Consider the following 20,322-nt stretch of genomic DNA (forward strand, 5'->3'; position numbering starts at 1 on the left):
GTGTGATATGCAGAGCCTTAACGCAGGTTGGGGGCACCTTCGGTGTGAAAAATTGGTATAATATGCCGAGTTCAGGGGGTGACTGTTGGGGGAGCTTGCCGGCAATAGCAAAATTTGCCGCGCCGTTGCGAAATGCCTGCAAATAGGCGGAGTAAACCCGCGCGTCAAGCCTGCAAAGTGGGAAAAGTTTAAAAATATGATTTACAACACGTGTAGGCGTGGTTAGGCTGTTGGTACCTGCGCTGGCGTGGTCGCCGCGCTTCCTACGAAGAAGGGAAACCTAGCAGATGACCGTTTATGCGAATCCGGGTACTCAAGGTTCGTTGATCACCTTTAAGGAACAGTACGAGAACTTCATCGGTGGGGAGTGGGTGCCGCCGGCGTCCGGTGAGTACATGGACAATGTCACCCCCGTCACTGGTGAGGTGTTCTGTCGTGTTCCGTTATCGACGGCTGAGGACGTCGACCGTGCCCTGGATGCTGCCCACGCTGCGAAGAAGGCTTGGGCGGAGACGTCTCCGGCGGAGCGGGCGTTGATTCTTCACCGCATCGCTGATCGCATGGAAGAAAACCTTGAGATGCTGGCCGTCGCGGAGACTTGGGAAAACGGCAAGGCGGTGCGGGAAACGCTCCTTGCGGATATCCCGCTGGCTATTGACCATTTCCGCTATTTCGCAGGCGTGGCGCGCACTCAAGAGGGGCGCATTTCGCAGATCGACAACGATACGGTTGCGTACCATTTCAAGGAACCAATCGGTGTTGTTGGCCAGATCATCCCGTGGAATTTCCCGATTTTGATGGCTACGTGGAAGCTGGCCCCCGCGCTGGCGGCAGGTAACTGTGTGGTGTTGAAGCCTTCCACCCAAACCCCTTCGTCCATTCTTGTTGTCATTGAGCTGATCCAAGATCTGCTTCCGCCGGGTGTGCTGAACGTGGTCAACGGCCGCGGCAGCACGGTGGGCGATGCCCTGACGGACACCGACCGTATTTCCAAGATTGCCTTCACGGGTTCGACTGGCGTAGGCCAGCAGATTCAGAAGGCGGTGGCGGAGAAGGTCATTCCTGTCACGCTGGAACTGGGCGGTAAGTCGCCGTCGGTATTCTTCCCAGACATCATGGATAAGGATGATGATTTCCGCGCGAAGTGCATCGAGGGGTTGGCCATGTTCGCCCTCAACCAGGGTGAAATTTGCACCTGCCCGTCGCGTGCGCTGGTGCATGAGTCCATCGCCGATGAGTTCCTTGCGCTTGCGGTGCAGAAGGTGAAGGAGATTCGTACCGGTAATCCACTGGATACTGAGACGATGATGGGTGCCCAGGCTTCTGCCGATCAGATGGAAAAGATCACGGGCTACCTGAAGTCCGGCCCTGCGGAAGGCGCGGAGGTGCTTACCGGCGGCGGCGTCGCAACGTTTGAGGGGCTGGAGGGAGGATTCTATATTGAGCCGACAATCCTGAAGGGCGACAACTCCATGCAGTGCTTCCAGGAGGAAATCTTTGGCCCGGTCCTCGCCGTAACCACGTTCAAGGACTACGACGAGGCAATGGAAATTGCCAACGACACCATTTATGGCCTCGGCGCGGGCGTGTGGACGCGCAACCAGAATATTGCCTACCGAGCGGGCCGCGATATTCAGGCGGGGCGTGTGTGGGTGAACAATTACCATGCGTACCCGGCGCACGCGGCGTTTGGCGGCTACAAGATGTCCGGTATTGGTCGCGAGAATCACCTGATGATGATGGACCATTACCAAGAGACGAAGTGCTTGCTCGTTTCCTATAACGAGAAGCCCACGGGACTGTTCTAGTACGTACAGCCTTTCACGGAGACCGGCGAAATGCCGGTCTCTCGTCATTTATGCAGCATATTGAAAAAAGTTCCCCTTAAGGAGGGTGGGTTATGTCCGAGAAGTTTACTGCCGCGATCGTCGAAAAGTTTGGCCCTGAGCTCGTCGTCGGAGAGTTGGATTTGCCGAAGCCGGGCCCGTTTCAAGCCTTAGTGAAGCTGCACGCTTCCGGCATCTGCCACACAGACCTGCACGCCGCGGAGGGCGACTGGCCAGTGAAGCCGAAACCTCCGTTCGTGCCCGGCCACGAGGGTGTCGGCGAGGTCGTTGCGCTTGGCCCCGGCGAGCACGGGGTGAAGGTGGGCGACATGGTGGGCAACGTGTGGCTATGGTCCGCCTGCGGGGAATGTGAGCACTGTCGTACTGGCTGGGAAACCCTGTGCAACTCCGCGGAGTACGGCGGTTACACTGTGGACGGTTCGTTTGGCCAGTACATGCTGGTAGACACCCGCTATTGCGCCCGCATTCCGGAGGGGGCGAACCCGGTGGAGGTGGCGCCGATCCTGTGCGCAGGCGTCACCGTGTACAAGGGGTTGAAGGTGACGGATACCCGACCCGGCCAGTTCGTAGTCATTTCCGGCGTGGGTGGTTTGGGGCATATTGCGGTGCAGTATGCGGTAGCCATGGGTATGCGCGTGATCGCGGTGGATATTTCGGAGGAGAAGCTGGAGCTCGCCCGTAAGCATGGCGCGGAATTTGTGGTGAACGGCCGTGATACGGATCCGGCGGCGGCGGTGGTGGAGTACACCAAGGGTGGTGCGCACGGCGTGCTGGTGACTGCGGTGCATCCGGATGCATTCCGACAAGCCATCGATATGGCGCGTAAGGGCGGCACGATCGTGTTTAATGGGCTCCCGCCGGGAGATTTCCCCGCCCCGATCTTCGACATCGTGTTCAAGGCGTTGACTATTCGGGGTTCGCTGGTGGGCACTCGCCAGGACCTCGAGGAGGCGCTTGATTTCTATGCGCGCGGCATGATTAAGCCGACGGTGACGGAATGCAAGCTCGACGACGTGAACTCCGTGTTCGAGGATATGCGTCACGGGCGTATCGACGGCCGCATGTCCATCCGCTACTAGTTTCCTAACGCTCCCACCTTCCGCAAGAATTCGGGATCGTCCCAGTATCCGCTGTGGTCGGTGGGGGTGCGCCAAAGTTCGGCGCCGAAGCGTTCGTGGGTGGGGTCGGGGCCGTGGACCCCTCCCGCGGCGGCTGCGGCGAAGGTAATGGGGTCGCGGTCTCCGGTTGCTGCGATGATGCGGGGCCGCTCCGAACGAAGGTGAAGGTCGCTTGCGTGTTCGGCGGCGACGCCGGGGCTGCCGATGAGGACGAGGGCGTCGGCGTCGAGACCCGCGCGTGCGGCGTACCCAGCAACGACGCTTCCGTAACTGTGCGCGACGATCGTGCGGAATTGAGCAGGGTTGCGTCGGGCCAGCGCTGCTTGAAATTCGCGCAGTTGACCGCCGCCTGCGATGGCGGGTTCGGCTGCCAGCGCGGCGGGGATGCTGGAGGGGGCGCGGTACCCCAACCACACCACAGAAGCCCCGGTTTCCTGCGCTAATCGACGCCCCCGCCCCGCGTACTCCACCCACGTTTCCGGGCGCGAGGATCCCACGCCCGCAACGATGGTAGCCACCTGTCGGGAGTGTTCCAGATCCCCGTAGGCGACCACCAAGTGGCCGTCGCCGCATTCGAGGATGCGGCCATCGGGGCCGACAATTTTTTCGAGTTCCTCGGTGGTGTTGAGCTCGTGAATGGCGTCGATGGTGAGGTCGTCGAGGTCTGCGAAATCGTGGCGCGGACGGCCCCCTTCCGGCGTGCACAACAGTTCGATTTCGGCTGCGCAGGCGGCATCGAGCGCGGCCCCCATGGCCCGCAGGTGGTTGAGAAACGAGGTGGTGGTTTCGGATTCGTCGCCGAAGGTGCGCGCCCATTCCCAAGCTTGGTCGAGATCCACCTGTGCGTGGGCGACATCCTCGAGGATATCGGCGATAACATTCTGGGTGCGCTGGAGCGCTTCCCAGCGTTGGCGAATGCGTTCGGCTTCGGCAGCGGCAGCATCGAACATGATGCCGACGCCGCTGATGGTGGGCGGGGCGAACCAGCCGGTGCGGAGCTGGTCGGCACAAGCTTGGGCGAGGCGGGCGTCTATTGGCATTGGAAACGTCGAGCGGAGGCGGCGTCGATACCCTCGCCGCAAGCGAGGAATTCCGCAACCCGGTGCCGCCAATCGTGCGTGTGGGACGCTAATTCCGCCTGCTCGTGCAGCCAGTGTGCAGCGGCGTGGGCGAGTGCGGCGTCGGTACGCGGGCCGCCGATGGGGAACGCGGAACCTAGCGCAGGGGTGGGAAATTCGACACGTTGCTGGGGATCAAATTTGAGGATCATGTGTTGAGGATGCGCCCGCCGCCAGGTGTGCGTAAAGAAGCGCTGCGTCGCCGCGCGCCCAGCCTGTGGATAACCGTACAAATTCCACATACAGTGTGGGTATGCGAATCGCGGCAGTGCAACTTCGAAGCGGATCCGATACAGTGGAAAATTTGGCTCAGGTTGAGCGGTGGGCTCGGCAGGCGGCCGAAGGTGGCGCTGAGCTGGTAGTTTTCCCCGAAGCCACGATGAAGGCCTTTGGCACCGGAAGGCTCGACCACGCCGCGGAGCCTCTCGACGGCCCGTTTGCCACCCGTGTGCAGCAACTTGCGGAATCACTCGGCGTGGTCATCGTGTTGGGAATGTTCACCCCGGCGGACGAGCACAACGGTAAGCGGCGGATCTACAACACGGCACTCATCACGGGGCCGGGGCTGCACCGCGGGTACCGCAAAATGCACACATATGACGCGTTTGGCTTTCGGGAGTCCGATACCGTCAAACCCGGCGACGAGCTGGTGACGTTCCCGCTTGGCGGGGCCACGGTGGGGGTGGCGGTGTGCTTTGATGTGCGCTTTCCAAGCCAGTTTCAGGACCTTGCCCGCGCCGGGGCGGAAGTGATCGTGCTGCCTGCGTCCTGGTCTGGTGGGGAGGGCAAAATCGCGCAATGGCAATTGCTCACTGTGGCACGCGCGTTGGATTCCACCGCGTTTGTGGTGGCGTGCGATCAGGCGGCGCCCGTGGGGAACGACCCTGGCGACGCACCGGTAGGGGTGGGGCATTCTGCAATCATCGGGCCCACCGGGGTGCGGATTGTGGAAGCCGGCGAAGAGGAGGAAATCATCTACGCGGACGTCGACCTCGAACATGTGGAGCGGGTACGCGGAGTCATTCCAGTGCTGTAAACCACAGCGAGTGGCGGGCTAGAGCGGGTCGTGCTGGATGATCGATTCCGGAGTTCCGGCCTTGATCATGGATTCCTTGATTGCTTGGACTTCCTTCGGCGGGCCGGCGATCAGGATGTCTCGATCATCCCAGGTGCCGTAGGAAGTTACCACCTCGCCGAGCTTCCCGGTTTGCCGCAAGTGGAGGCCGCGCGGGGGTTGCGAAAACTTCGTCGCGCCCACAAACCAACTATCGGTGGGGTGCGTGGAGACGGGAATAACGGACAACCAAGGGGCGGTGCCGGCGATGTTCCAAAGGTCCAGCAGGTCGTAGAGTTCTCCGGGGTACTCGGCGCCGAAGAAGAGGTGCACGCGGGGTTGCCCCTGCCGGGCGGCGAGTTCGAGGAGCATGGCGCGCATCGGTGCGAGGCCCGTCGTGTGCGCAATCATCAGGATGTCGCGCTGGTAATCCACGTGCATCTGGCCGAGTGGAGTGCCAAACATCCATTCGTCGCCGATTCTGGCTTTCGCTAGTGTGCGCGAGCACTCATCGGTGGCGCGCACATGAAATTCCATGTGGCCATACCTATTTGGGGGTAGTGCGGGGGAAAGGTACCGCCAATGCCCCTGGAGTAACGGCATGGAGACAGGTAAATATTGCCCCGCCGTAAACGGAATAGGCTCCGCCTCTAAGCGCACTACATAAATATCCCGGCTGCGCTGCTGGGTAGCAACAACGCGGCCGTTATAAGTAATTCGTTCACCGCCCGCTTCGGCTTCGCGGGCGGCAATTGCCATTATTTCGGCGGCCTTGACTAAAATCACCTCCGTTTCAATGATTTCTTCAGGGGGAACAGTGTCGCGCGCTATGGATTGCAGGGCGCGACACATGGCCTGCGCAAAGATTTCGTAGTGCTCGGGCCGCGCACCGAAACGGAGGTGCTCGGCGGCGAGTTGCCGAAGGACGGCCACCGTTTTGTCGTCAAACGGGGCGCGCTGAATCAGGTAACAAACGGCGTCAACGAGTGAACTATGCGCAGGTGTAGGGAACAGTAGCAACGTTTCTGGGCGTGCTCTTGTAAAGAGTTCTTGGGTTCGTTTCCGGAACTCTTCTGCATTGGCGCGAAGGCAGTCGATGATCACGCCTATATTTTGCCTCATATTTGCAGGTTGAGTGCGAACGACTCAACTGGAATAAATAATTTTCTGATAGGTTGAGTGTAGTAGACGCAAGTACGACGAGGAGAAAGAACATATGAGTAATTACACGAGTAAGACACAGGAGGCCTTACAGGTCGCTGTGCAACGCGCTTCAGCGTTGGGTAACCCGGACATTCGGCCAGCACACGTGTTGGCCGCGATTTTGGAGCAGCCGGATAGCATCGCCATTCCGGTGCTGCAGGCCGCCGGTGGTGATGTTGACGCCATTCGAGCTGGTGCTCGAGCCCAAGTCGATTCATTTCCGCGCGCCGCCGGGGCGAATATGGCGAGCCCGAATTTCAACCGAGACATGGTTGCCGCCCTTGGAATTGCGCGCGACCTAGCTTCGGAACTCGGAGATACGTTCTTATCTACCGAGGTGATTGTCGCTGGAATCGCACACGGCAGCGATGAAACGGCGAAGTTGTTGCCGTCCTACGACGACATTCGCGCAGCCTTCCCAAGCGTGCGCGGGAATAAAAAGGTCACCACAGAAGATCCGGAAGGGCAGTTCCAGGCGCTGGAAAAGTACTCCACGGATCTGACCAAGCGCGCCCGCGAGGGCAAGATTGACCCGGTAATCGGCCGGGATTCGGAAATTCGCCGTGTGGTGCAGGTGCTGTCTCGCCGCACGAAGAACAACCCGGTGCTGATCGGTGAACCTGGCGTGGGTAAAACCGCGATCGTGGAAGGCTTGGCGCGGCGCATTGTCGCCGGCGATGTGCCCGAATCGCTCAAGGGCAAAACGCTGATTAGCTTGGATTTGGGTTCCATGGTTGCCGGTGCGAAGTATCGTGGCGAGTTCGAAGAGCGGCTCAAGGCGGTGCTGGACGAGATCAAGGATTCCAACGGCGAGATCATCACCTTTATTGATGAGCTGCACACCATCGTCGGCGCCGGTGCCACCGGCGAATCGGCGATGGATGCCGGCAATATGATTAAGCCGATGCTGGCGCGCGGCGAACTTCGCCTGGTGGGTGCCACCACCCTTGAGGAGTACCGGAAGTACATTGAAAAGGACGCGGCACTCGAGCGCCGATTCCAGCAGGTGTACGTGGGTGAACCTTCGGTGGAGGACGCGATTGGTATTTTGCGCGGGTTGAAGGAACGCTACGAGGTGCACCATGGCGTGCGCATCCAAGACTCCGCGTTGGTCGCCGCTGCTGCATTGTCGGATCGGTATATTACGTCGCGTTTCCTGCCGGACAAGGCCATCGACCTCGTCGATGAGGCTGCTTCCCGGTTGCGCATGGAAATCGACTCCTCCCCGCAGGAGATTGACGAGCTGGAGCGCTCGGTACGGCGGTTGGAGATCGAGGAAATGGCGCTGGCGAAGGAGACGGACGCGGCGTCGAAAGACCGCCTTGAGGTGCTCCGCAGGGAACTCGCCGACGAGCGTGAGAAGCTCGGTTCGCTCACTGCGACGTGGACGAACGAGAAGCGCGCGTTGGACACGTTGCGGGAGGTGAAGGAGGAGTTGGAGAAGCTGCGGCAGGAATCGGAAATCGCCGAACGCGATGGCGATTATGGCCGCGTTGCCGAGCTCCGGTATGGGCGCATCCCCGAGCTGGAAAAGCAGCTCGCCGAAACTACGGTGGACACCACGCTGTTGGACGAGGAAGTCACCCCCGACACCATCGCCGAGGTTGTTTCCGCGTGGACCGGTATTCCTGCCGGCAAAATGATGCAGGGCGAGACGGAGAAACTGCTGGCTATGGAGGCCGAGCTCGGCACCCGCGTGGTGGGGCAGCTCGACGCCGTGCAGGCGGTGTCCGACGCGGTGCGTCGTTCCCGGGCAGGCGTTGCCGACCCGAACCGGCCGATGGGTTCGTTCCTGTTCCTTGGCCCCACCGGTGTGGGCAAGACGGAATTGGCGAAGGCACTTGCAGGGTTCCTCTTCGACGATGATCGCGCGATTGTTCGCATCGACATGTCGGAATATGGGGAGAAGCATTCGGTGGCACGTTTGGTTGGCGCGCCCCCCGGCTATGTGGGTTACGACGCCGGCGGCCAGCTCACCGAAGCCGTGCGTCGACGCCCCTACTCCGTGGTGTTGTTCGACGAGGTGGAGAAGGCGCACCCCGATGTGTTCGACGTGTTGCTGCAAGTCCTTGACGAGGGACGTCTCACCGACGGCCAGGGTCGTACGGTGGATTTCCGGAATACCATCCTTATCCTAACTTCGAACCTGGGTGCGGGCGGGACGCCGGAGCAGATGATGGAAGCTGTTAAACATGCGTTCAAGCCGGAGTTTATTAACCGCCTTGACGACGTCGTGATGTTCGAGCCGCTCAGCCAGGAGCAGCTCACCAGCATCGTCGAAATCCAGGTGGCGCAGCTCGCGGCTCGGCTCGCGGCCCGGCGCCTGACGCTGGACCTCGATGAAGGCTCCCGCACGTGGTTGGCCGAACGTGGGTACGACCCCGCCTATGGTGCCCGCCCGTTGCGCCGGTTGATTCAGCAGGCCATCGGCGACGCGTTAGCGAAGAAGCTTCTGGCTGGTGATATCCGCGACGGGGATACCGTCCACGTGCGCGTGTCTGACGCTGGCGACAGGCTCGACATCACCGGAAGTTAAGCGAATCGCTTTTCGACGCCGCTTCTGACCTGGCGTTTCCACCCACTCCACATTCGGGGGTGGGTGGTTTTCGTCACTGCTTAAGGCGGTTTCATGCTGCTAACATCGGCGGATGCAAGTTTGCTAACACATTCTTGTGCCCAACGAAGTTGATGAAACCGATTGGAGCCTAGAGATGCGACCCACATCCCGAGTTCAGAAGGGAACGGCCGCTGCAGTCCTCGCATGTCTCTTCCTTACCGGTTGTGAAGAATCCACAGTGAATCACAAACCCGTCCAGCAATCGCAGGATGACCGCCAGGAAACGACCCCCTCAGCACAAGTGCCGGAACGCGTCGAAGCGCAGCCGGCCGTAGCGGTGCCGGACAGCCCAGCGTTGCACCGCCGCAGTGAACCGCATTTTGAGGAAAGCGAGCTGCCCGAAGCCCCAAAAATCTCGGGAGATGAGGTTGCAAGGCCGCATAACTTCCCCGTGCCGGTGGCCGCCGTGGAACAACCGCAGGAGCAACAACCCCAACAACAACAGCAGGAGGTAGTTCCCGCACCTGCGCCCGCCGAGCCCATCACGCCCCAACAACCCGAAACTGCACCGCAACCCGAAGTTCCTCCTGCCCAACCCACGCCGCCGCCGGTACAAAACAACAACCCAGTCGTGCCGGCACCAACCCAACCGCAATATTCGGCCCCTCCGGCAGCTCCGGTGCAGCCGCAGCCTGGTAACGGCGGTGGTGGAACGAGCGGCGGGGGCGGTGGAACCAGCGGTGGTGGGGGCGGAACCAGCGGGAGTATTGGAGAGAACGCCGGCGAGAATGCCAGCATCCCGAGCGTGCGGGGTGATCGTGGCCGCGACCCCGACCCGGAACCCCTTGATGATGCGGATGGTTCCGAAAGCGCGGAAGAATCTACGAGTACGGAAGAATCCACCAGCGCCGAGGAATCGACGAGCACGGAGGAAACTTCCAAGACTTCGGAATCCGAAACTCCAGATGAGCAGGAGGTTCGAACGGTGGCGTCGATTGCGGAAGCGCGCCGGGCGAACATCACCGCGCGTGAGTTTATTGTGACGGATGGGCATTCGGAAGCCCGTTTTGTGCGAGATTTAAATAAGGACAAGGGGGCGGACTTAGAAATCCAAATTGGCAACGCGATTTATGGAACTAAGTTCGAAAACGAAGTTTCGTTGTTAGCGTTTGAATTTTCCGATGATGCTACTGAGGTGATCCAACATGCGTTGAGCGTTGCCGGGGATCGTGGGATTGGTGTGAGCTTGAGCCCGACACAGCAATACGTGATTACCCGGCGGGTATCCGTGCCGAAACAGGTGAAGTATTTGGACGGCAAGGGTGCGAGCATCGACGTGAATACTGGCGCGGATCAAGATAACCCTACGAGTACGTTTGAGTTTGTCCGTGGGGCGAGTGGCACCACGTTGAAAGACTTCACCCTAGATCTCAGCGATTCGAAGTTTACGAGGGGTATTGCCGCGGTTGCTGTTACTGATATTGCGATTATCGGCATCACCATGAAGGGGTTGAGTTACCGGGGTATCGAGCTGGCCGCGGACGGCGGCCCGTTAGAAAACATCCGGGTAGAAAAGAACCGCATTGAAAATATCGTCGGGGAGAAGGAGACCAAGGGCCAGGTCATATCCATTTCGGTGAACTCGGAGCGCAATGATCCGGATGATCGGTTCAAAGATAGCGCCAGCCCGATTTGGGATCGGTATGTTACCGATGGCACTGTGAGCCCAAACCGTTACAAAAACAGCAACATTTCTATCGTTGGCAACTATATTCATGGTGGGTATTACGGGATTAGCTTCTCTGGAGTGTCCAACAGTGAGATTCGGGATAATCAGGTAACCGCGAACACCCGTAATATTTCGATGCAGAATAATTGCAACGATAACGTTGTGGAGCACAACGAGCTCAGCAATAGCTATTCTTCCAGCGTGCACATCGCGTATAACTCCAACCGGAATCAGGTGCTTAACAACACCGTGTTTACGGAGGTGTCACACGGCCAAGGATTATTGCAGGCGTACCAAGACAGTGACGCCAATACTTTTCGCGGCAATTCCGTCACCGTGGTTGGCGAGCAGCAGCCCAGCTGGTTGTTGTATGTTGGCACCGACTCGGATGACAACTCATTTGTGAACAACACGATTGATGGTGGTGCTCGTCGCGCGGTCATTGGTATCGAATCGATCTGGGATGGCCGTTCCACGGAATCCAATCTCAACGGTGCGCCCACGAATCTGCATTCTTATATGTCGAACGGCACCATCGAAAGCCCGGTGGACCAATCGAAAGTCACCTACGGGGGCGGTCGCGGCCCGCTGAACAACGTTACTGTGAAAGATAACGTGTTTACGCCGCGCAACCCGGCAACCCCACTGGTGTATGTGGGTGCAGAGGTGACCGGCGGGCAGGTAGGTAATGAACGTATCGTTGGCGACATCAACGGCGTGTCGCTCGCGGACAACACGATTGTTGGGGCGGGTGTTTCGGAGTTGCTGAAAACACACACGGGTGAATTGCCAGAGATCGGCGCCGCGAAGATTAACTTTGAAAACGACACCGTAGGGGAGCAAAAAATAGACCCCTAGGAACTCGGGGGCGTGCGCAATCGGCATCGAACACGCTAGTCTACGGCGGTATGAAGCCGTCTGATTTTCGCACGCCGTTGCGGTTTGTTTCAGCTGGAGCCTCCGCGGCAACGCTGGTAGGCAAGCTCACCAAGCGTAGAACATTGCAGCGAGTGAGCAAGATGCTCATCGTGCCGCCGCTGATTGATTACCGAGACCCGCTCATGGTTGTCGGCGGCATCGGCCACGCAATGGGCGACCTTGTGTTGCTGCGCGCCAACCGGAAGTTGTCGCATGGTGCGGCTTGGTTCGCCCTCGGGCACGTGGCCATGACGCTGCGGCAGCTTCGGCGCGGCGCGCGCCCGCAATGCCCCTGGCTGTATGCCGGAGCGTGGTTGGCGGCCATCCCTATTATTCGGGATCCCAAGCTCATTGCCTACGGCGCGGTGCTGGCCACCTATGCCAGCGTTTCTCATTCCTGGGGCGGTCCGTTGTTTATTGTCTCCGACGCCCTCATCCTCGCGAACAAGCGTTTAGATCATCCGCTACTTGATGCTGCTGTGACAGCAACATACGGGAGTGCACAATTGTTGCTTTTCGCTGCTGATGATTTGGCTAACCGCCAGGTAAACTAACACGGGTGATGTATGGTTTTCTGGTCATTTGTGCGGGCGTCCTCCTCGGCGCCTGCGGTGGCGCGTTTTGGTATTGGGATGCGCGGCAGCCCGTAGGTTCGAACAGTGATCGGAAACAGTGGGCGAAATCCCAAGGTTATTCGTACGCCCGGAAAAACCAGCCGCTGTTTCGGGAATGGAAGTTTGCGCACGGTCAGCGCCAGGGGGTGGCGCACGACGTGGTTTCGGGTACTGCCCGCGGCGTGGATTTTTCTATTGCGGATCTTGGGGAGGATACGTTTGTGGGGATTCGTCGAGGCGGAACTTCGGACGTGATGGTTCAGGCGATCCGCGCGAACGCGTTGGATGCGATACATAGCGAGCTTGACCGCGTGTTGTACACCTCCGGTTTTGCCGTGGTGTCGAATGACCCGGGCGCGGCGGAGCGTTTTGTGGATGAGCGGGTGGATGCCGCGCTGGAGGCATTGGAGGCTGCGGACCACGTGTGGATTGAGGGGGAGTGGGTGGTCGCGCGCGTTGCCGATGAGTTGGCGTCGCTGGAACCATTGACGTTGCTTTCCGACGCCGCTCGCGCCCTCCCACCTGCGCAAACCATTCCGCTGGAGCTGGAACAAGGCGATGCGACGAGGCCGTTGCCGACCCCGTTGCGGGTTGCGGAGGCCGCGGCAGACGATGGCGGGGAGACGCCCGAGGACGCCGCGCACCAGCCGGAGCTAGTACTCGTGCAAGAACCAGAGCCGGAACCGGAGCCGGAGCGGCAGCCGAGGTTTGAGCCGAAGACGCCGCGCCGGCACGTGGAGTTGCCGTCGCGTTCGGTGGCGCAGTCCCGCGGTGAGATCCCCGCGCACATGGTTGGCGGCGATGCGGTGGAGGGGATCGGGGACCGGGGCTATCGTCCAGCGGATGAGGATTTGATTTCGCCGAAGGTGGCGCGTGATCTTTCCCGCGGGTCGAGCATTTTTGACGATCTTTCGGACGAGTTGGGCATTACAGTAGACGGGAAACACAAAGGAGAACACAAGAATGGATAAGCGGCAGGAGCTTGCCGATTTGGTGAAGCGGCTTTCGGTGGTTCATGGGAGCGTGATTTTGTCTTCGGGGGCGGAGGCGGACTATTACGTTGATTTGCGGCGGGCGACGTTGCACCACCGGGCGTCGAAACTTATTGGGGAGTTGTTGCGGGAGCTCACGGCTGATTGGGAGTACGTCGCGGTAGGCGGGTTGACCTTGGGTGCGGACCCAGTGGCTACGGCGATCATGCACGCTCCCGGCCGCCCCGTGGACGCGTTTGTGGTGCGCAAAGATACCAAGAAGCACGGCATGCAACGCCGTATCGAAGGCCCCGACGTGGTGGGTAAGAAGGTACTGGTGGTGGAGGATACGACTACCACGGGTAATTCTCCCCTGACTGCGGTGGCGGCGCTGCGGGACATTGGCGCGGACGTGGTGGGTGTGGCTACGGTGGTGGACCGCTCGACGGGTGCCGGCGATGTGATTGCGGCGGAGGGTTTGGAGTACCGCTACTTGCTGGGCTTGGAGGACCTTGACCTTGGATAAGCCTGGCCCTACCGAGTGGGGGACGAGCGTGGGCGTGGGCCCCTGGGAGGTCGAACACCCGGGTGTGCCGGTGCCCACGGATGCGCGTTTCGACGCCGAGTTGCTTGCGGAAGGTGATCGTCGAAACGTGGTCGACGCGTACCGGTATTGGACGCGGGAAGCCATCGTCGCGGATATTGATGCGCGGCGCCACAGCTTGCACATCGCCATTGAAAACTTCGAGCACGATGCGAACATTGGCACAGTGGTGCGCACGGCCAACGCCTTCGCAGTAGACACCGTGCACATTGTTGGGCGGCGGCGGTGGAACCGCAGAGGTGCGATGGTGACGGACCGGTATCAGCATTTGCTCCACCATCCGGACGTGAATTCCCTGTTAACATGGACGATAGCACACGGGCTGACAGTGGTGAGCATTGATAACACTCCGGGTTCAGTGCCGCTGGAAACTGCGGAATTGCCTCAGCAATGCATGTTGCTGTTTGGGCAGGAAGGTCCCGGGGTGACTGCGGCTGCGCGGGAGGGCTCGTTGATGACGTGTTCTATTGCCCAGTTTGGTTCTACGCGGTCGATCAATGCTGGTGTGGCGGCAGGCATCGCCATGCACGCGTGGATTCGCCAACACGCGGATTTGTCCTGTGCCTGGTAGCGCAATCCGATTCGAAGAAAGGCTCACACACGGTGGTGGAAGAAAAATGGGCGCATCGCGCGGACCTTGCTGAGGCTGCGATCAACGATAGGCACGCGCGCCGGCTGTGGGGTATTCCCAGTACGAATCTCTGCGTAGTGTGCTGGCCGCCCACCACGCGCGATAACCTGTTCCAGCACTGGCACTATTGGTGGCAGGCGCATTATTTGGATTGCCTGGTGGATGCGGCGCACCGGCGGAACACGCGGTTGCGGCAGCAGCGGATTAAAGATACGCAGCGCGGCATTCGTATCCGAAACCTTCGCGGGTGGAAGCACAACAGGTATTACGACGATAAGGCGTGGTTGGCGCTCGCCGCGCACCGCGCGGGGTTGCTGCGCCGCCAGCGGTTTCACAAGGGGCTAAAAACGCTGGAAGCGGACATTATGTCCGGTATTGATTCGCTCACTGGGGTGCTGCCGTGGCGCACCCACGAAACCTTCTATAACGTGCCCACGAACGGGCCGGCGGCGATTATGATGGCGCGCATCGGGGAGGTCGCGCAGGCGAAGGAACTTACCGATTGGGTGTTTGACAACCTAATCAACGACCGCGGGTTGGTCATGGACGGTGTGCGGCTGCGCATGCACGGCCCCGAGGTGGTGAAAGATATTCACCCGTACTGTCAGGGTGTGATGATCGGCGCCTGCTTGGAAATCGCCGACAAGCTGCGGGAGGAATCCGGCGTGGAGTCCGCCGCGGACTTTGCTTCCCTCGCGGGGGCGGAGCAGGCTTCGCCGTCAATGACGTACATTATTCGCCTGCGGGAGTTGGTGCAGGCGGTGGCCAGCGAAATGGCAACACCTGCGGGTGTGATTGATTGGGAGACCGGCGGCGGCGACGGTGGTTTGTTTAAAGGAATCCTTGTTCGGTACTTGGCTGAGGTTGCGGTGCGGTTGCCGGGGGACACCAAGCTCAATCGCGCGACTAAGAAATTGGCCGCCCGGCTTGTGATTGCTTCCGCTCAGAGCGTGTGGAATCACCGATTGGAAGTGGACGGGCTTCCGGTTTTCGCGGCGGATTGGACGGCGGATGCGAAGCTGCCACGCAATACTGGGGCGGTGGGTTCCTCGATCGCTGGGGCTGTGACCAGCTCGCAAGTGCCCGAGCGCGACCTGTCGGTGCAATTGTCCGGGTGGATGCTGATGGAGGCCGCCGCGAAGGTGTCCAATGTCACTTTCGATGGGGATTCGGAAATAACCCCACGTTAATCAGACAAATTCGGTAGCCGAAACCAAAAAAGTGTTTCAAGGGCCTCACCTGATGCGCTGGGGCGGGGCATAATCGAAACCAGAAGAACCCATCTACTTGGAGGAACATATATGCCTATTGCAACGCCTGAGGTTTACAACGAGATGCTGGATCGCGCCAAGAAGGGCGGGTTCGCGTTCCCAGCCATCAACTGCACCTCCTCTGAAACCATTAACGCCGCGCTCCGCGGTTTCGCCGAGGCGGAGTCTGACGGCATCATCCAGTTCTCCACCGGTGGTGCGGAGTTCGGTTCCGGCCTGTCCGTGAAGAACAAAGTTGCGGGTGCTGCCGCCCTTGCAGCATTTACGCACGAGGCCGCTAAGCACTACAACATTAACGTTGCGCTGCACACCGACCACTGCCAGAAGGAAGTGCTCGATGAGTATGTTCGCCCGCTGCTTGCGATTTCGCAGGAGCGTGTGGATCGCGGCGAGCTGCCGTTGTTCCAGTCTCACATGTGGGACGGTTCCGCCGTGCCGATCGACGAAAACTTGGAGATCGCCCAAGAGCTGCTGGCGAAGGCCCGCGCGGCGCACATCATCCTCGAAGTAGAGATCGGCGTTGTCGGCGGCGAAGAAGACGGTGTTGAGGCGAAGGCAGGCGCCAACCTGTATACCACCGAGGAAGACTTTGCCAAGACTATCGACGCCCTGGGTACCGGCGAACACGGCCGCTACCTGCTTGCCGCCACCTTTGGCAACGTGCACGGCGTGTACAAGCCGGGCAACGTGAAGTTGCGCCCTGAGGTGCTGGACATGGGCCAGAAGGTTGCGATCAAGAAGCTGGGTCTGGCCGACGACGCCCTGCCGTTCGACTTTGTGTTCCACGGCGGTTCCGGCTCCGAGAAGGAGAAGATCGAAGAGGCGTTGCGCTACGGCGTCATCAAGATGAACGTGGACACGGACACCCAGTACGCGTTTACCCGCCCGATCGTTGGTCACATGTTCACCAACTACGACGGCGTGCTGAAGATCGACGGCGAAGTGGGCAACAAGAAGGTCTACGATCCTCGCTCGTACATGAAGAAGGCTGAGCAGGGCATGGCCGACCGCATTGTTGAGGCGTGCCAGGACCTCCACTCCGTGGGAACCACCCTGAGCAAGTAACATTTTCGGCTCGATTCCCGCCGCCGGTGCTTGAAAGTAGAGCGCCGGCGGCGGGTTTGTGCTGTCCGGGGCGGCTACCATGGAGTGCACATCACCCACGTTCCACCAGTGTTACGTTCGGAAGGAAGCGCGGAATCTTATGGCACCTGCTACCTCGCGTGTGACTCATGCTGCGGCGGCCCGCATCGCCGCGGGGTGGGCGCGGCTGCATGCTTCCCGGTTGTACATCCTTCAGGTGGGGCTAGCCGCTGGGTTGTCGTATTGGGTGGCGTTGCACGTGGTGGGGCACCCGCAACCCTTCTTCGCGCCCATGGCCACCGTGATTGTGTTGTCCACTACCGGTGGGGAGAGGTTTCGCCGCTCCCTTGAACTTGTCGCTGGGGTAAGCCTCGGGGTTGGCCTTGGGGACCTGATGATCCACCTCGTTGGTTCCGGCGTGTGGCAGATCTCCGTGGCGGTGATCGTTGCCATCGCGCTTGGTACATTTTTGGATAAAGGCGTGCTCGTGGCCAACCAAGCGGCGTTCGCTTCGATACTGATTGCTACGATCCTGCCGCCCGGCTCTACCGGTGGAACCGATCGCATGATCGACGCGTTTGTTGGCGGCGTGGTTGGCCTGATTGTGATGGGCCTTGTGCCGGAGTCCCCACTTCGTAGCGGACGACGCGAGATCGCCAAAATCCTGGGTATTACCGCACGCGTGCTCGATGATGTCGCCGCTGCTTTACGTACTAATGACACCATCGTGATCTCTGCCGCCCTTGCTAGTGCCCGCGGCACGCAAGAAGGAATTAATGCGATGATCGCCGCGGCTAAGGCGGGCAAAGAGAGTATCGACGTCTCGCCGCTCCTGTGGCACCAACGCCGCCGCGTTCGCTCGCTTATTCGGATTTTGAATCCGGTGGATAATGCCATTCGGAACACGCGAGTGCTCGCTCGGCGTGCACTCATCCTCGCCGAAGATGGCGATACCGTTTCGGACGAGCAAATCGAAGTCATCGCTGAACTTGGCGCGATTACCCGGCGGTTGTACGAACTTTTTAGCGGCACCGGTAGCCTCACCGAAAATACCGAACTGCCTGAATTGGTACGACGGCTGCGAATTCTCGGTGGCAAGGTAGGGATGGACGTCGCAACGGGTCGGGTGCTGTCCGCGCACGTTATTTTGGCGCAATCTCGATCCCTCATCGTGGACCTTTTGCAAATCTGTGGGCTATCCCGGCGGAGCGCGGCAGCAGTGCTGAAGCCTACGTCGGAAACGCCTGCGCAGCCCCCAGAGGTGTGGGATAACGGGCGCGGCGCGTGAGTGATTGGGTCGATCCGCGGCGCGCTACGGGCGTACCGCCTGCAGGTCGCGGAGGTGCCGGTAAAAGGTGACGTGCTCGACGGGGCGGGTGCGGGATATGCCGTCGATGGTCACTTTCAGATTGCGGCCACCGGCTTGGAGCGCGCGGCCGGTGGCAAGTTGCTTGGGATCCACCACGCCCCGCGGGCTGCGATCCCGCAAACCGAGCCGGCCCGTACGGGGTTCCAAGCTGGTGGTGTAGGGTACGGCCGCGATACCGGGGGCGGTAAGCATGGGAACCAGCTTTGCCCCGTAGACGCCATGCCTGCGGCGGCTGCCTTGGGTGAGGCCGGCGCATAGGGTGTCGGAATCCACAATGATTTCGCCATAGAGTTCGGTGCCGTCCCAAGAGGTCACGGAGGCGGACCCCGCGACGGCGACGCCCGCGTCGTCGCGAATCAAAGGCAGGGGGCGGACGCTGCCGTGGAGGGCGAGCTCCCACGGGTCATCGCCGATATTCCAGTGCGTGGCGGTGGGGGACGAGGGCTGGGGGATAAAGGCGACGTCCGCCCAGATGGCGTCGATACGCATAAGGCGGGTGAGCACGGCGGAAAAGGCGGCGTCGGAACCCACTACGACGATGCGCAGCGGTTCGGAAAGATACTCGAATTGAGGGGCGCGCTGGGGTTCGCCCAAATGTGCGACGTCGGGTTGGCGGGCGATTTCGTCGAGCGACGGCGTAGGGTCCTGCGGTAGGTGTTCGGACGTGGTGGCATTGAGTAACGCGAGGTCGCGGCGGCTCGGAAGCTCCGGAAGGTAATCAACGGCCAGCCCACTGGGGACAGTGCCTGGGTAGGGGCCACAAACGAGGACGTGCACGCGCATGGAATGAGAGTTTAGCGCGTAGTAGAATACGAAGCCGTCTTCTTTATATTCCTACAGGAAGTGACTTTTCAATGGCCGCAATCGTAATCGTCGGTGCCCAATGGGGCGATGAAGGCAAAGGCAAGGCCACGGACATTCTCGGCGGGCAGGTCGACTATGTGGTCAAACCCAACGGCGGCAACAACGCGGGGCACACGGTTGTAGTCGGCGGTGAAAAGTACGAACTGAAGCTGCTTCCTGCGGGCGTCCTTTCAGAAAACGCCGTGCCGATGTTGGGCAACGGTGTAGTGATTAATCTCGAAGCTCTGTTCACGGAAATTGATGGGTTGGAGGCGCGTGGCTGCCACGCCTCCCGTCTCAGGATTTCCGCAAATGCGCACGTAGTTGCGCCGTACCATCAGGTGCTCGATCGAGTACAGGAGCGATTCTTGGGCAAGCGTGCCATTGGCACCACCGGTCGCGGCATCGGGCCCACCTACGCCGATAAAGTTTCCCGCGTGGGAATCCGCGTGCAGGACATTTTTGATGAATCAATCCTGCGGCAAAAAGTGGAATCCGCGCTGGATGTGAAAAACCAGATCCTGGTGAAAATGTACAACCGCAAAGCCATCATTGCGGAGGAAATTGTGCAGTACTTCCTGAGTTATGCTGAGCGGCTGCGCCCCATGATGGTGGAATCCGAATTGGAGCTTAACCAGGCGTTGGATGCGGGAAAGCATGTGTTGATGGAGGGCGGCCAGGCCACCATGCTGGACGTGGACCACGGCACCTACCCCTTCGTGACCTCATCCAACCCCACCGCCGGCGGGGCGTGCGTCGGGTCCGGGGTTGGCCCCACCCGCATCACCTGTTCGCTGGGCATTGTGAAGGCCTACACCACGCGCGTGGGCGCGGGGCCGTTCCCCACGGAGCTCTTTGATAAGTGGGGGGAGTATTTACAGGTCACCGGCGGTGAGTTCGGTGTGAATACCGGCCGTAAGCGGCGCTGCGGCTGGTACGACTCCGTGATCGCTCGGTACGCGTCGCGGGTGAACGGCTTTACGGACCTGTTTTTGACCAAGCTGGATGTGCTCACCGGCATTGGGGAAATTCCGATTTGTGTGGCCTACGAGGTGGACGGCGTGCGATACGACGAGATGCCAGTGACGCAATCCGAATTCCACCATGCGACGCCGATCTACGAAACTATGCCGGCGTGGGAGGAAGACATCAGCGGCTGTACCAGCTTCGAGGAATTGCCGCAGCGCGCGCAGGATTACGTGCGTAGGTTGGAGGAGCTTTCCGGCTGCCGCATTTCCTATATCGGGGTCGGCCCGGGCCGCGATCAGACGATCGTGGTGCACGACGTGATGCAATCCTAGTTCAAGTGTTTGATTGCAGGACTCTGAACGGAAACTGATGGTTAGTTATACTTCGTATAGCCCATCGCCCTTGAACTGATCAAAGGAGCAA

General features: G+C 60.2%; 17 protein-coding genes. 13 read left to right on the forward strand and 4 right to left on the reverse strand.

Annotated elements, in window-relative coordinates; all coding sequences use genetic code 11:
- Window positions 1-287 precede the first annotated feature (287 nt).
- Window positions 288-1,808, forward strand: coding sequence for an aldehyde dehydrogenase family protein (locus tag Q4D83_RS05860; RefSeq protein ID WP_303173804.1), 1,521 nt, complete (start codon window positions 288-290; stop codon window positions 1,806-1,808).
- Between the two features lie 92 nt (window positions 1,809-1,900).
- Window positions 1,901-2,926 carry an alcohol dehydrogenase AdhP gene (gene adhP, locus Q4D83_RS05865; protein ID WP_303173805.1) on the forward strand — a complete coding sequence of 342 codons (1,026 nt, stop codon included), beginning with the start codon at window positions 1,901-1,903 and terminating at the stop codon, window positions 2,924-2,926.
- Here adhP and Q4D83_RS05870 read toward each other — a convergent pair.
- Window positions 2,923-4,005, reverse strand: coding sequence for an alpha/beta hydrolase (locus Q4D83_RS05870; RefSeq protein ID WP_303173807.1), 1,083 nt, complete (start codon window positions 4,003-4,005; stop codon window positions 2,923-2,925). The genes adhP and Q4D83_RS05870 overlap by 4 nt on opposite strands.
- Window positions 3,996-4,235 (reverse strand): hypothetical protein, encoded by a 240-nt coding sequence (locus Q4D83_RS05875; RefSeq protein ID WP_303173809.1) that lies wholly within the window; start codon window positions 4,233-4,235, stop codon window positions 3,996-3,998. Before Q4D83_RS05875 ends, Q4D83_RS05870 begins: the two co-directional genes overlap by 10 nt.
- A gap of 101 nt (window positions 4,236-4,336) precedes the next feature.
- Between Q4D83_RS05875 and Q4D83_RS05880 the strand changes: the two genes are divergently transcribed.
- The gene (locus Q4D83_RS05880; protein WP_303173811.1) at window positions 4,337-5,119 is read left to right on the forward strand and encodes a carbon-nitrogen hydrolase family protein; all 783 of its coding nucleotides are present in this window, start codon (window positions 4,337-4,339) and stop codon (window positions 5,117-5,119) included.
- Between the two features lie 18 nt (window positions 5,120-5,137).
- Here Q4D83_RS05880 and Q4D83_RS05885 read toward each other — a convergent pair whose 3' ends face one another.
- Window positions 5,138-6,259, reverse strand: coding sequence for an FAD-binding oxidoreductase (locus tag Q4D83_RS05885; protein WP_303173812.1), 1,122 nt, complete (start codon window positions 6,257-6,259; stop codon window positions 5,138-5,140).
- A gap of 94 nt (window positions 6,260-6,353) precedes the next feature.
- Between Q4D83_RS05885 and clpB the strand changes: the two genes are divergently transcribed.
- The 9 genes from clpB to Q4D83_RS05930 all read left to right on the forward strand — a co-directional run bounded on the left by clpB (window position 6,354) and on the right by Q4D83_RS05930 (window position 18,006).
- Window positions 6,354-8,876 carry an ATP-dependent chaperone ClpB gene (gene clpB, locus Q4D83_RS05890; RefSeq protein WP_303173814.1) on the forward strand — a complete coding sequence of 841 codons (2,523 nt, stop codon included), beginning with the start codon at window positions 6,354-6,356 and terminating at the stop codon, window positions 8,874-8,876.
- A 259-nt stretch (window positions 8,877-9,135) separates the two neighbouring features.
- Window positions 9,136-11,484, forward strand: coding sequence for a NosD domain-containing protein (locus Q4D83_RS05895; RefSeq protein ID WP_303173815.1), 2,349 nt, complete (start codon window positions 9,136-9,138; stop codon window positions 11,482-11,484).
- A 50-nt stretch (window positions 11,485-11,534) separates the two neighbouring features.
- Window positions 11,535-12,098: a lysoplasmalogenase family protein gene (locus tag Q4D83_RS05900; protein WP_303173817.1), complete on the forward strand. Its 564-nt coding sequence runs from the start codon at window positions 11,535-11,537 to the stop codon at window positions 12,096-12,098.
- Between the two features lie 5 nt (window positions 12,099-12,103).
- Entirely contained in the window at window positions 12,104-13,129 is a 1,026-nt protein-coding gene (locus Q4D83_RS05905; protein ID WP_303173818.1) for a hypothetical protein, read from the forward strand.
- Complete coding sequence (gene pyrE, locus Q4D83_RS05910) at window positions 13,122-13,655, forward strand: orotate phosphoribosyltransferase (protein ID WP_303173820.1); 534 nt, start codon at window positions 13,122-13,124, stop codon at window positions 13,653-13,655. The genes Q4D83_RS05905 and pyrE overlap by 8 nt, the downstream gene beginning before the upstream one ends.
- Window positions 13,642-14,304 carry a TrmH family RNA methyltransferase gene (locus Q4D83_RS05915; RefSeq protein WP_303173821.1) on the forward strand — a complete coding sequence of 221 codons (663 nt, stop codon included), beginning with the start codon at window positions 13,642-13,644 and terminating at the stop codon, window positions 14,302-14,304. Before pyrE ends, Q4D83_RS05915 begins: the two co-directional genes overlap by 14 nt.
- Before the next feature lie 35 nt (window positions 14,305-14,339).
- Window positions 14,340-15,554: a glycoside hydrolase family 76 protein gene (locus tag Q4D83_RS05920; protein ID WP_303174153.1), complete on the forward strand. Its 1,215-nt coding sequence runs from the start codon at window positions 14,340-14,342 to the stop codon at window positions 15,552-15,554.
- Between the two features lie 111 nt (window positions 15,555-15,665).
- The gene (gene fbaA / locus Q4D83_RS05925) at window positions 15,666-16,700 is read left to right on the forward strand and encodes a class II fructose-bisphosphate aldolase (protein ID WP_303173824.1); all 1,035 of its coding nucleotides are present in this window, start codon (window positions 15,666-15,668) and stop codon (window positions 16,698-16,700) included.
- Window positions 16,701-16,839: 139 nt separating this feature from the next.
- Window positions 16,840-18,006, forward strand: a complete 1,167-nt coding sequence (locus Q4D83_RS05930) for an aromatic acid exporter family protein (RefSeq protein ID WP_303173825.1) — start codon at window positions 16,840-16,842, stop codon at window positions 18,004-18,006.
- A 24-nt stretch (window positions 18,007-18,030) separates the two neighbouring features.
- Here Q4D83_RS05930 and Q4D83_RS05935 read toward each other — a convergent pair whose 3' ends face one another.
- A complete protein-coding gene (locus tag Q4D83_RS05935; RefSeq protein WP_303173827.1) occupies window positions 18,031-18,870 on the reverse strand; it encodes a hypothetical protein in 840 nt (279 codons plus the stop codon).
- Window positions 18,871-18,941: 71 nt separating this feature from the next.
- Between Q4D83_RS05935 and Q4D83_RS05940 the strand changes: the two genes are divergently transcribed.
- Window positions 18,942-20,231 (forward strand): adenylosuccinate synthase, encoded by a 1,290-nt coding sequence (locus tag Q4D83_RS05940; RefSeq protein ID WP_303173828.1) that lies wholly within the window; start codon window positions 18,942-18,944, stop codon window positions 20,229-20,231.
- Window positions 20,232-20,322: the final 91 nt, after the last annotated feature.

It is taken from the genome of Corynebacterium sp., assembly GCF_030532715.1.
GTDB lineage: Bacteria > Actinomycetota > Actinomycetes > Mycobacteriales > Mycobacteriaceae > Corynebacterium.

Coding starts and splice junctions, on each gene's coding strand:
- Q4D83_RS05860 (WP_303173804.1), top strand. CDS start 288: ATGACCGTTTATGCGAATCCGGGTACTCAAGGTTCGTTGATCACCTTT.
- adhP (WP_303173805.1), top strand. CDS start 1,901: ATGTCCGAGAAGTTTACTGCCGCGATCGTCGAAAAGTTTGGCCCTGAG.
- Q4D83_RS05870 (WP_303173807.1), bottom strand. CDS start 4,005: ATGCCAATAGACGCCCGCCTCGCCCAAGCTTGTGCCGACCAGCTCCGC.
- Q4D83_RS05875 (WP_303173809.1), bottom strand. CDS start 4,235: ATGATCCTCAAATTTGATCCCCAGCAACGTGTCGAATTTCCCACCCCT.
- Q4D83_RS05880 (WP_303173811.1), top strand. CDS start 4,337: ATGCGAATCGCGGCAGTGCAACTTCGAAGCGGATCCGATACAGTGGAA.
- Q4D83_RS05885 (WP_303173812.1), bottom strand. CDS start 6,259: ATGAGGCAAAATATAGGCGTGATCATCGACTGCCTTCGCGCCAATGCA.
- clpB (WP_303173814.1), top strand. CDS start 6,354: ATGAGTAATTACACGAGTAAGACACAGGAGGCCTTACAGGTCGCTGTG.
- Q4D83_RS05900 (WP_303173817.1), top strand. CDS start 11,535: ATGAAGCCGTCTGATTTTCGCACGCCGTTGCGGTTTGTTTCAGCTGGA.
- pyrE (WP_303173820.1), top strand. CDS start 13,122: ATGGATAAGCGGCAGGAGCTTGCCGATTTGGTGAAGCGGCTTTCGGTG.
- fbaA (WP_303173824.1), top strand. CDS start 15,666: ATGCCTATTGCAACGCCTGAGGTTTACAACGAGATGCTGGATCGCGCC.
- Q4D83_RS05930 (WP_303173825.1), top strand. CDS start 16,840: ATGGCACCTGCTACCTCGCGTGTGACTCATGCTGCGGCGGCCCGCATC.
- Q4D83_RS05935 (WP_303173827.1), bottom strand. CDS start 18,870: ATGCGCGTGCACGTCCTCGTTTGTGGCCCCTACCCAGGCACTGTCCCC.
- Q4D83_RS05940 (WP_303173828.1), top strand. CDS start 18,942: ATGGCCGCAATCGTAATCGTCGGTGCCCAATGGGGCGATGAAGGCAAA.